We start from the raw sequence: 1,102 nt of genomic DNA, 5'->3' as shown, positions 1-1,102 counted from the left end.
TAGGTTGTTGAATAACTAATTTTTACAAATATTTATTTAAAAAATATTCTTAGGAATCATAAATTCCAAGGATATTTTCTCGTTTTGATTCCTTGCTGTTTTTTATTAAATTCATCCACTAAATATGCTAATAGAACCCATTTTATATGACGTTCGTATCGGGCCTGCCCATAGAGTCTTGGATTTTCTAAATTATATAAACCTTTTAACACAGAAAATAGTTGCTCTATCTTTAATCTGTTTTTATATAATTTTAATCCAATAGGAGACTTAATAAATAAAGCATTTTTATATCTAACACGGCTGAATGAATCAATACTCTTAGAATTACGCATATTTACATCTGTTAATAAATTGAATTCTAAATTGTTAGAAATATCAAACCATGATTCATCATCGTATGCTGCATCTGCAAGTATTACAAATGGATTATATATTTTAGCTTCATAAAGTAAATGTGAAACTTGATTATCATAGACATTAGCAGTTGTTAAATCGAAAACCAACGGTATTATAATATCAGTAACAGCTGCAATACAATGTAATTTGTAACCTTTGTAATAGCCAAGGCGAGTACCCTTACCCGATTTAGCTTCGCTATCGTATTTTGAACTTCTTAATGCAGTTCCATCTATTGCACATAGTCTAGTTTTTGGATCAACAAGTTCAACAAACATAGCATAAATGCCATAATATATATGTTTTTCTAAGGCAGTAGCTCTTAAAGAAAATGTAGAGTAATCTGGTACTTGTTCAAGATTTATTATAGATTGAAATATAAAATCTTGTTTTATACGATATTCAAGTTCTCTTAAACTAAAGATACTATTTTTAACTCCATATAACATACATGAAACTATTTGTTCATCTGAGTACTTACGTGGTCGACCTTTAGGCTTTGTATTACTTGAGTTTAATTTAGCAAATGCAATTTTAACAGCTTCAAAAATTTTATAATAGATGTTTTCGCTTTTAATATTTGATGGTATAATCATATTCGAGTCATTCCTTATGTGATGTATTTGTTGTTTTTAGCGAAATCATTATATCACAAAGGAATGGCTTATTTATTTTTTACAATTTTTGTTTACTCAACAACCTA

General features: G+C 27.9%; 1 protein-coding gene. It reads right to left on the bottom strand.

From position 1 onward, the window contains the following. Positions 1-56: 56 nt before the first annotated feature. A complete protein-coding gene (locus BM027_RS17895; protein ID WP_090094523.1) occupies positions 57-995 on the bottom strand; it encodes a transposase in 939 nt (312 codons plus the stop codon). Between the last annotated feature and the right edge of the window lie 107 nt (positions 996-1,102).

Source organism: Clostridium uliginosum (assembly GCF_900112485.1).
Taxonomy (GTDB): Bacteria; Bacillota; Clostridia; order Clostridiales; family Clostridiaceae; genus Clostridium; species Clostridium uliginosum.
The sequence above is the reverse complement of the archived record's forward strand: the minus strand, read 5'-3'. Positions and strand labels throughout refer to the sequence as shown.

Bases quoted from the DNA above. Each gene is read 5' to 3' on its own strand.
- BM027_RS17895 (WP_090094523.1), bottom strand. From the start codon at position 995: ATGATTATACCATCAAATATTAAAAGCGAAAACATCTATTATAAAATT.